At 43.0% G+C, this 8,050-nt stretch carries 10 protein-coding genes and 2 pseudogenes; 7 read left to right on the top strand and 5 right to left on the bottom strand.

The annotated features are described in order from the left end of the window. Positions 1-71: 71 nt before the first annotated feature. Positions 72-589, bottom strand: a pseudogene (locus L693_RS0107610) (DUF3231 family protein). 192 nt (positions 590-781) lie between these two features. Between L693_RS0107610 and L693_RS0107605 the strand changes: the two are divergent. Continuing rightward, a complete protein-coding gene (locus tag L693_RS0107605; RefSeq protein ID WP_025716756.1) occupies positions 782-1,027 on the top strand; it encodes a WGxxGxxG family protein in 246 nt (81 codons plus the stop codon). Positions 1,028-1,093: 66 nt separating this feature from the next. Here L693_RS0107605 and L693_RS0107600 read toward each other — a convergent pair whose 3' ends face one another. Then, positions 1,094-1,405, bottom strand: coding sequence for a hypothetical protein (locus L693_RS0107600; RefSeq protein ID WP_197029846.1), 312 nt, complete (start codon positions 1,403-1,405; stop codon positions 1,094-1,096). Between the two features lie 254 nt (positions 1,406-1,659). Beyond that, positions 1,660-2,604 carry an SPRY domain-containing protein gene (locus L693_RS0107595; RefSeq protein ID WP_025716755.1) on the bottom strand — a complete coding sequence of 315 codons (945 nt, stop codon included), beginning with the start codon at positions 2,602-2,604 and terminating at the stop codon, positions 1,660-1,662. Between the two features lie 268 nt (positions 2,605-2,872). On the opposite strand from L693_RS0107595, the gene L693_RS0107590 reads away from it, so the two are divergent. Both L693_RS0107590 and L693_RS0107585 read left to right on the top strand, forming a co-directional pair. Beyond that, positions 2,873-3,106 (top strand): hypothetical protein, encoded by a 234-nt coding sequence (locus L693_RS0107590; protein WP_025716754.1) that lies wholly within the window; start codon positions 2,873-2,875, stop codon positions 3,104-3,106. An 84-nt stretch (positions 3,107-3,190) separates the two neighbouring features. Further along, the gene (locus tag L693_RS0107585) at positions 3,191-3,796 is read left to right on the top strand and encodes a dienelactone hydrolase family protein (protein WP_025716753.1); all 606 of its coding nucleotides are present in this window, start codon (positions 3,191-3,193) and stop codon (positions 3,794-3,796) included. 9 nt (positions 3,797-3,805) lie between these two features. Here the strand turns inward: L693_RS0107585 and L693_RS0107580 are convergent, their stop codons facing one another. After that, entirely contained in the window at positions 3,806-4,495 is a 690-nt protein-coding gene (locus tag L693_RS0107580) for an ArsR/SmtB family transcription factor (RefSeq protein WP_025716752.1), read from the bottom strand. Positions 4,496-4,617: 122 nt separating this feature from the next. Between L693_RS0107580 and L693_RS0107575 the strand changes: the two genes are divergently transcribed. From L693_RS0107575 to L693_RS0107565, 3 genes and pseudogenes are all read left to right on the top strand, one after another. Further along, a complete protein-coding gene (locus L693_RS0107575; protein ID WP_025716751.1) occupies positions 4,618-5,256 on the top strand; it encodes a flavin reductase family protein in 639 nt (212 codons plus the stop codon). 152 nt (positions 5,257-5,408) lie between these two features. After that, positions 5,409-6,701 carry a homocysteine synthase gene (locus tag L693_RS0107570; RefSeq protein ID WP_025716750.1) on the top strand — a complete coding sequence of 431 codons (1,293 nt, stop codon included), beginning with the start codon at positions 5,409-5,411 and terminating at the stop codon, positions 6,699-6,701. 169 nt (positions 6,702-6,870) lie between these two features. Continuing rightward, a pseudogene (locus tag L693_RS0107565) lies at positions 6,871-7,221 on the top strand (rhodanese-like domain-containing protein); the annotation flags it as partial. On the opposite strand, the gene L693_RS0107560 reads toward L693_RS0107565, so the two are convergent. Then, positions 7,206-7,574 (bottom strand): VOC family protein, encoded by a 369-nt coding sequence (locus L693_RS0107560; RefSeq protein WP_025716748.1) that lies wholly within the window; start codon positions 7,572-7,574, stop codon positions 7,206-7,208. The pseudogene L693_RS0107565 and the gene L693_RS0107560 sit on opposite strands and share 16 nt — an antisense overlap. A 143-nt stretch (positions 7,575-7,717) precedes the next feature. Between L693_RS0107560 and L693_RS0107555 the strand changes: the two genes are divergently transcribed. After that, positions 7,718-8,047, top strand: coding sequence for a hypothetical protein (locus L693_RS0107555; RefSeq protein ID WP_025716747.1), 330 nt, complete (start codon positions 7,718-7,720; stop codon positions 8,045-8,047). Positions 8,048-8,050: the final 3 nt, after the last annotated feature.

Raw genomic sequence — 8,050 nt, 5'->3', positions numbered from 1 at the left:
ATTATATCATGTGTCTAAGATTTGGGGTGCGGTTCAAATTGGTCGGCGGGGATTTTTAAATTTTATTTCAATTATGCATTCACAGGCTCAGGACGCTTTAATTGTAGCGGTGGAGGAATAAGCCAGCCTTTTTCTTTGTTCATTTGAAGTATTCGAACGCCTAAAGCCGTCTTAGTAAGGTGATACTTAGCGAATAAAGCACCAATGTCTTCTCTGACTGATTGACCCATAGCTTGGCTACAAGCTGTAAGGCCGATGGAAGTATCTGATGCGATTTTAGCTGCTATTTCGGGATCAGTAAACCTCGCACCTGCAGGAATATCTTCAAGTTTCACAGGTGGTCTTTCTGGCATGACAGGAGCTGGGGCAATTCCATTATCAGTGAGCAATGTATCGCATTCTTTGATCTCCAGTTTGGCCTGATCGATGAGATCATCAAGTATTTTTTTAGTTCCTTGTCTCCAGCGTGGTTTAAAAATGCTTGGTAAAAGGAAACAATGCCCTTTGCTAATGCAGAAAACATCCATACACTATAAATCTCTCCATAGTGCATAGGCTCATTTTTAGGATTACCGCTTAGGATACCCATTGTAATTACCACTCCTTTGTTTTCTTATTTTGTACGAGTTTATGATTGCCCAACAGTGAAAATTTAATGTAAGAATAGAGATGAGCCATAAGAGCACTTAAAATAAGTTGCATACAAAATAGGGTACATTGGACACGCAAAATTATTAAAAAAACAACTGCAAACACTAAGACTAAAAGGAGTCGATTTGTGTTGAAAAAGGTTAAGACCATGCTTTTGATGGTAATAATGATTTCAAGTATCGGAGAATCTGTAGCATTTGCTGAAACCAGTACCACTGGGACAGGCACTAATGAGACAGGTACAGCCCAAATGCAAACAACTAATAACAATGGTGATGATGACAATGATAACTGGGGATGGCTCGGCCTTATAGGTCTAGCGATTTTTCGTTGGATGAGGGGAATGCAAAGAGTTTGCAAACCTTTAGCCTATTAAATGTAAAAAAGGACTTCACAGGCATTTAATATAATTTCCAAATGGAAATCATATTAGCTGTCTTATTTATTTGTCTTGAAGTGCGGCCGCCACTTTATGACAAAGTTCAGTAAAAATGGCTTGTTCACCTTTTGTAAGTATGGAAGCAGCTATTTCTGCCGTCTCGTTTCTACTTAGGGAAGCACCGCCAAAAACTCTTGGCCCTTGTCGGTAATTGCTGTTGTCTGCTCCCGTCGGTCTTGCTGCCCCTTCGGTTTGTTGAATTAATTGCTTATCTTTCATACGGAGAATTTTTGATGTACTTGAACGTGAAGACCCTAAAGCATCACTTATGACCGACGGCACCAATGGACCACGAATGCGCAGAAGCTCCAACACATCATATTGATTTGCTTTCTTGAGAAAAGAAGCTGCTAATAGACTTCTATATCTATTACATCGCCGTTTACAATTCTCTCTGTGGGTATCCTCATCGGTTGAGGTAGGTACTCATTTTTTCTTGTAACGCTTATCGAATATTGGCAGTAAATATATAATACTTTTTAGGGTTTACCTAAATTACTGATTACTGGCCCTAAATATAAAGAAGGACTTCATTAGCACGTGGCTGATATGAAGTCCTTCATAATGTTTTATTTGGTTGAATATTCGCTTACTTCAAAGGTGAGTATTTTGTTGAAAATGACGTAATCCTTACGGTTGCTGAATGGACCTTTGTTATTATTGTGTTTGTCAATGGCAAAGAAAGAAGCACCTCTACTAGCATCTTTAGCATCATACCAAGCGATGAAGGCATTCAGTTCTTTTTTGCTCAGATCAAATTCTTTATCAAATCCATTGTCCATTGTTACAGTTAGAATAGCGCGATCACCAGTTGGTTGGGAGTTACCATCTGTATCCGACGGATCCGGTGTTGTAGACGGATCAGGTTTAGTAGATGGGTCCGGTGTTGTAGATGGATCAGGCTTAGTAGATGGGTTCGGTGTTGTAGATGTACCCGAATCTTGATAAGGTAAAAATCCTTCAGGAATCGAATATTTAAAATCACTTGCTCCAAAATTAGCTTGGTAATCCATTTTTGCGCTAGTTCCATTCATAACCATCGGGAAAACCTCTAATCCTTCTAGTTCAGATGGTTTAACGGAATTAGCTCCCAGAGAAACACCATTCTTATACCAAACTATTTTATCGTTATCTAAGTCCAATGCAATACCGATAACATCATTAGCTCCAAATGTAGGGCCATAAGCCGTTCGTACGTCTGATGTAATGTTATTTATAATTTGACCACTATAACCGTAGTATGCTTGATACTTCGGACCTGATTCTCCAGTTATCCCTACTAATGAAATATTATGGCTAACTTTTACTTCCCAATACCATTTTCCTTTTGTTTTTCCCACTGTCGCTTTGTCGCTTTGTCCAGGATTCGAAAGAGAAGTTACTAAAGATCCATTTGTCCAGGTTACATTTGCCGTTTCTGCTTTTGTAACTGTAGGGAACAATGAGAACACCGAAACTCCAAGGAGTAGGGCTAACATCATAGTTCCTAGTTTTTTAAATATGATATTTTTCATGACTTCCTCCTAAATATATGTAATAACAAGTGAATTATAAAACTCTATTGGGAAAATTGTCTAAACATTAAATTCTATATATTACAAAATAAGATCTATAATGGAATTTAAATTTTTGAGGTACGTAGGTCGTCGATAATGTATAAAAAGGTACTTGGCATTAAATTGAGTGAAATTAAAGCGTATTTCAGTACCGCTGTTAGTCAAATGATTATCGTAGAAGGAAACCTTATATGATCTACCGAATGAATTTGTGGAGGTGATCGTCATGAATCGCACATTTAAAATATTAAATACGGACATGGAATTGTTTGGAGCTGCTTTGGTTCAGTTGCACGTATACGTTGTATCTATTGATGAGGAATTACGCGTAACGTTTGAGGATTATGGTGGAGTAGTAGAGAAGATTACGCCGGAATCGGTCAAGATTGCGGGTAAAATTTTTAGGCGAGACCATTTCGAGTTTCGGGTATACCTAGTATCAGGTAAAAACGCAGGATGACCTAATAACTTAAAAACAATATATACCAGGATCATTGGAATGGATATAATGTTCCTAATAAAAGGAGTTGGAGGTACACAGCCCATGATAAGCATTGAACAAAAGTCGGACACTATAATCGTAGTGCTGCATGAGATTTACGGAATGAACCAGCACATACAGCATATGTGCAGATTATTATCGGATCAGGGTTATGACGTGATTTGTCCAGATTTATTGGAAAGACAAGCCCCCTTTGACTATTCACAAGAGGAAGCTGCCTACCAAAATTTTGTGGACAATGTAGGCTTTACCCACGCATCATCACAAATTAAAAATTTATTATTAAGCATTCGAGATCGCTATAACAAAATATTTATCGTCGGATTTAGCATAGGGGCAACGATTGCCTGGCTGTGTAGTGAAGAGCAATGTGTCGATGGCCTCGTAGGATTTTATGGCTCACGTATTAGAAATTATTTGGAAGTGACCCCACAATGTCCAACACTGCTATTTTTCCCACAGGAGGAGCCATCCTTTGATGTAGGTGAGCTAATTTCTACCTTAGATCACCGCCATAATGTCAGAGCATACCAATATAACGGACAACATGGATTCAGTGACCCGTACTCTTCACGATACAATGTCCATTCAGCTCAAAAATCGTTAAATGAAATGCTGGCTTTTTTAGAAAAAGGGACGCTTTCATGAGTAGCTAATCTAGCCGATATTTATTGAAAATAGTTCTTTAAAGCCTCTCTTACCTTCTGCTGTAACGCGTATCGCCCGGGTCGTGGGCAGACGTTCAATCCAGTGTAAGGCCAATAATCTGTCCAAAAGGGCGCTGCCCAAGGCACCGGCTAGATGGTGACGCCGTTCACTCCAATCCAGACATTTATGGGAGAAGGAGCGGCGTTTTTGTCTCGTTTGTGTAAGATCAACCTGAAAATCTGCAAAGAAAGCCTCTCCTTTTGCGGTAATGTGAAGTTCGTCCTGGTCCTCGGACAGAATCCCCTTTTGCATCAAAGAATTCATGATTTGTACGCCTAAATGACCTGCAAGATGGTCGTAGCAAGTTCTTGCCAACCGTATGGCCTCGTTTTCAGCGGCTTGTTTGAACGATTTAATTTGGACGGGCGGAGCTATGGATAAAAGTGACTCCATCACGCGGGCAACCTCAGGATTTTGTATGCCGAAATAGCGATGTCGTCCTTGTTTTTCCACAGTAACGGCTTGTGCCTCGATCATTTTAGATAAATGAAAGCTGGCTGTTTGCGGTTTAATACCGGCCATATGGGCCAATTCGCTTGCTGTATGGAACCTGCCGTCTAATAAAGCGGTAAGTATGGCAGCGCGGGAAGGCTCGCTCACGAGGGAAGCAATCATGGCTACATTGGATTTGGTGCTCATGGCACAGTTATCCCCCTTTGTAATTCATACTTCTGTAATCCATACTTCGATGAAGCTTGAAATGTTTTCATTTTACAATAAGGAGGCAGATATGAACAGAAGGAGAAGGGATGATGGACCAAATGAATCCAATTAATCAAATAAATCAGATGAATCTTAGCCCAGACATGAAGACGATTAACCCAAGCATTTTATATTACGGGACATCTGTCGTTTTGCTTAATACATTGAATGAGGACGACACTGTAAATATTAGCCCCATCTCCTCCTCATGGGCATTGGGCGATTGCCTGGTATTAGGCATTGGAATAACCGGGAAAGCGTTCGAAAATATGAAACGGCATCCTGAATGTGTCATCAACGTTCCGGGGCCTTCTATGTGGGAGAATGTAGAACGCTTGGCTCCCTACACAGGCAAAAATCCTGTACCGGCGGAAAAGAAGCAAAATGGATTTACCTATCAAAAAGATAAGTATGAGATTAGCGGATTAACTCCGATTGAATCTATTAGGGTCAAGCCCACCCGAATCAGGGAATGTCCTATTCAGATTGAAGCTGAGGTGAGACATATCCGCATTCCTGACCACGCTTCTTATTTTGCGATCGTCGAAACCCAGGCTGTGCAGGTACATGTTCACCAGGATAAGCTTCTAGGAGAAAACCATATTGATCCGACCAAGTGGAGTCCTCTCATCTATAATTTCCGCCATTATTTTGGTTTGGGTGACCATTTGGGCAAAACCTTCCGCTCTGAAACCTGATGATTCAACAAAATAATAATTTCCTACCCGAATAATGAGAATTATCTTCCCAAATGATTCATTTTGTGCGAGAATGATTGAAAAATCATCCATGATTACGCATACAGGAAGAGACGATTCATACAGCACGTATAACAAGGGAGGAAATAACCATGTCAGAAGAACGCAAGCTGTCATTTGAAACTCTCGCTGTCCACGCCGGACAACAAATTGATCCTACTACTTTTGCCCGTGCCGTTCCGCTATATCAAACGACTTCGTATGGATTTCGAGATGCGGAGCATGCGGCTGATTTGTTCTCACTCAAAGAGTTCGGCAACATCTATACGCGTCTGATGAATCCGACCACGGATGTGTTCGAGCAACGGATTGCGGCTCTGGAGGGAGGAGCTGGTGCGTTGGCAACGGCTTCGGGAGCAGCAGCGATTTCCTTTTCCATCCTGAACATTGCAGGAGCAGGAGATGAAATTGTATCGGCCTCCAGCCTGTATGGCGGTACATATAATCTATTTTCTACTACATTGCCGAAATTGGGCATTAAGGTGCATTTTGTCGATTCGGACGACCCGGAGAACTTCCGCAAAGCCATTACGGAGAAAACGAAGGCTATATTTGCGGAAACGATTGGCAACCCGCAGGGTAATGTGCTGGATATAGAAGCTGTTGCGGCGATTGCACACGAATATGGCATTCCGCTGATTGTGGATAACACGTTTCCGAGCCCCTATTTATTGCGGCCTATCGAATACGGAGCGGACATTGTTGTGCATTCGGCCACGAAATTTATTGGTGGACATGGTACATCTATTGGCGGTGTGATCGTGGACAGCGGCAGGTTTGACTGGAAAGCGAGCGGCCGTTTCCCGGGACTGACCGAGCCGGACCCAAGCTACCACGGGGTCGTGTATACCGAGGCGGTGGGACCGATCGCGTATATTATCAAAGCGCGAGTGCAATTGCTGCGTGACTTGGGAGCGGCTATTTCACCATTTAACTCGTGGCTGCTGCTGCAAGGCCTGGAGACGCTCCATCTGCGGCTGGAGAGACATAGTCAGAACGCACTGAAGGTAGCGCAGTATCTCGAAAGCCACAAGGATGTGGAGTGGGTCAGCTACTCCGGATTGCCGAGCCATCCATCCTACGAGCTAGCCCAAAAATACCTGCCTAAAGGGCAGGGGGCGATCCTGACCTTTGGCATCAAAGGCGGGAGTCAGGCGGGAAGCAAGCTGATCGCCAATGTGAAGCTATTTTCCCATCTGGCTAATGTGGGCGATTCCAAGTCTTTGATCATCCACCCGGCGAGCACAACGCACCAGCAGCTTAGTGCGGAGGAACAGGTTGCTGCCGGAGTCAAACCGGAGCTGTTGCGTCTATCGGTTGGGACAGAAGCGATTGAAGATATTTTGTACGATTTGGAGCAAGCGATCGCGGCCAGTCAGCAGTAGATAGTGATCGTTATGGGTTTGGTTGACGAGTGTGATGAGGCATTCGTGCAGGATTCAGGGGTTGATCAGGTGGGGGATATCCTCCACCTTTTTTGCGTTGACAATATACCTCCATAGGTATATATTATACCCTATAGGGTATATGAGGAGCGGCAATCTGAACGTCCGTGATCTGGCTGGTTACGTGGCTTCCAATATCATGGATGGACTCGTCCAAACGCTACAGTGGCATGAGGTTGACGATTTTCACCGCAATGGCGGTGTGATTATAGATGTCAGGGATCAGGTGGAGCTGCGGGCAGGAGCCATTCCGGGTTCTATCCATATTCCTTTGGCTGAGCTTAGAGATCGGATGTCGGAAATCCCGCGTGATCGGGAGATCGTTGTATCTTGTCAGGTCGGCTTGCGCGGCTATCTAGCAGCCAGAATTTTGACTCAGCACGGTTATTCGGTAAGAAATGTTGATGGCGGTTACAAGACGTATTCGGTTATGGCTAAGCGTGCCTATCTCTTGAAATAGTTCATTACCCATCCAATCTGATTCAGGTGATCCGTGACTTGGCCATGCAGCGCACCAAAGAAGGTATCCTGCAGTTCTACGGTGATGGTGCCTTTTTCGGCGAGTGCGTGGTAAACACGTTTAAGCTCCTCCTCACTCTCACAGTCGAGAATGATTTGTACAGGCTGTGCTTTCAGCGGTTTGCCGTAGGAATCGGAAAAATGAATATGACTGTTACCGAGATGCAGTTCAGCGTGTAAAAGCTTGCCTTCATGCTTATTCAGCACTTTGATTGTTCCACCAAAAACAGATTGATAATAATCAATCGTCTGCTGTACATCGTTAACAATGATATAAGGACTTGCACTTCTCATGGGATCATTTCCTTTCATGCCTTTGATAGAGGACTTCTACTACTATACATTATTTACGCTATCCATTGGAATTACCCCTTTTCTTATCAAAAATGGCTTGGTTCACTGTGTGACGTCTGTTACAATGGAAGAGACATTTATGAATGGATGGAAAAGAGGTCGAACAGGTGGGCACTTCAATGATTTGGGAAGCAGTTATATATTGGGTGATCTTGGTGATCTCTGCACTGTGCGTGATCGCAGTATCAGGTAACCGGAAGACGGCAAGCACGATTATTTTGGCGCCCGTTGTTTTATTTTGTACCATATTTATGATGCAGGGCTCGATGTTGAATACAATGAAGCACCCGACGATGGGGGCGAATGTTGGTTTGGGTATGGCATTTCTGACAACATGGGTAGTCAGCGGAATATTGTTTGTCGTTGCGCTTGTGATTGCTTTTATTAGATACAGCAAGAAGAATAAGGTGTAATTC

This window comes from Paenibacillus sp. 1-18 (assembly GCF_000520755.1).
Lineage (GTDB): Bacteria > Bacillota > Bacilli > Paenibacillales > Paenibacillaceae > Paenibacillus > Paenibacillus brasilensis.
Note: the sequence above shows the minus strand (reverse complement) of the source record. Positions and strands in the feature narration are given on the sequence as shown.

Coding starts and splice junctions, on each gene's coding strand:
- L693_RS0107595 (WP_025716755.1), bottom strand. CDS start 2,604: ATGAAAAATATCATATTTAAAAAACTAGGAACTATGATGTTAGCCCTA.
- L693_RS0107590 (WP_025716754.1), top strand. CDS start 2,873: ATGAATCGCACATTTAAAATATTAAATACGGACATGGAATTGTTTGGA.
- L693_RS0107585 (WP_025716753.1), top strand. CDS start 3,191: ATGATAAGCATTGAACAAAAGTCGGACACTATAATCGTAGTGCTGCAT.
- L693_RS0107580 (WP_025716752.1), bottom strand. CDS start 4,495: ATGAGCACCAAATCCAATGTAGCCATGATTGCTTCCCTCGTGAGCGAG.
- L693_RS0107575 (WP_025716751.1), top strand. CDS start 4,618: ATGAATCCAATTAATCAAATAAATCAGATGAATCTTAGCCCAGACATG.
- L693_RS0107570 (WP_025716750.1), top strand. CDS start 5,409: ATGTCAGAAGAACGCAAGCTGTCATTTGAAACTCTCGCTGTCCACGCC.
- L693_RS0107560 (WP_025716748.1), bottom strand. CDS start 7,574: ATGAGAAGTGCAAGTCCTTATATCATTGTTAACGATGTACAGCAGACG.
- L693_RS0107555 (WP_025716747.1), top strand. CDS start 7,718: ATGGATGGAAAAGAGGTCGAACAGGTGGGCACTTCAATGATTTGGGAA.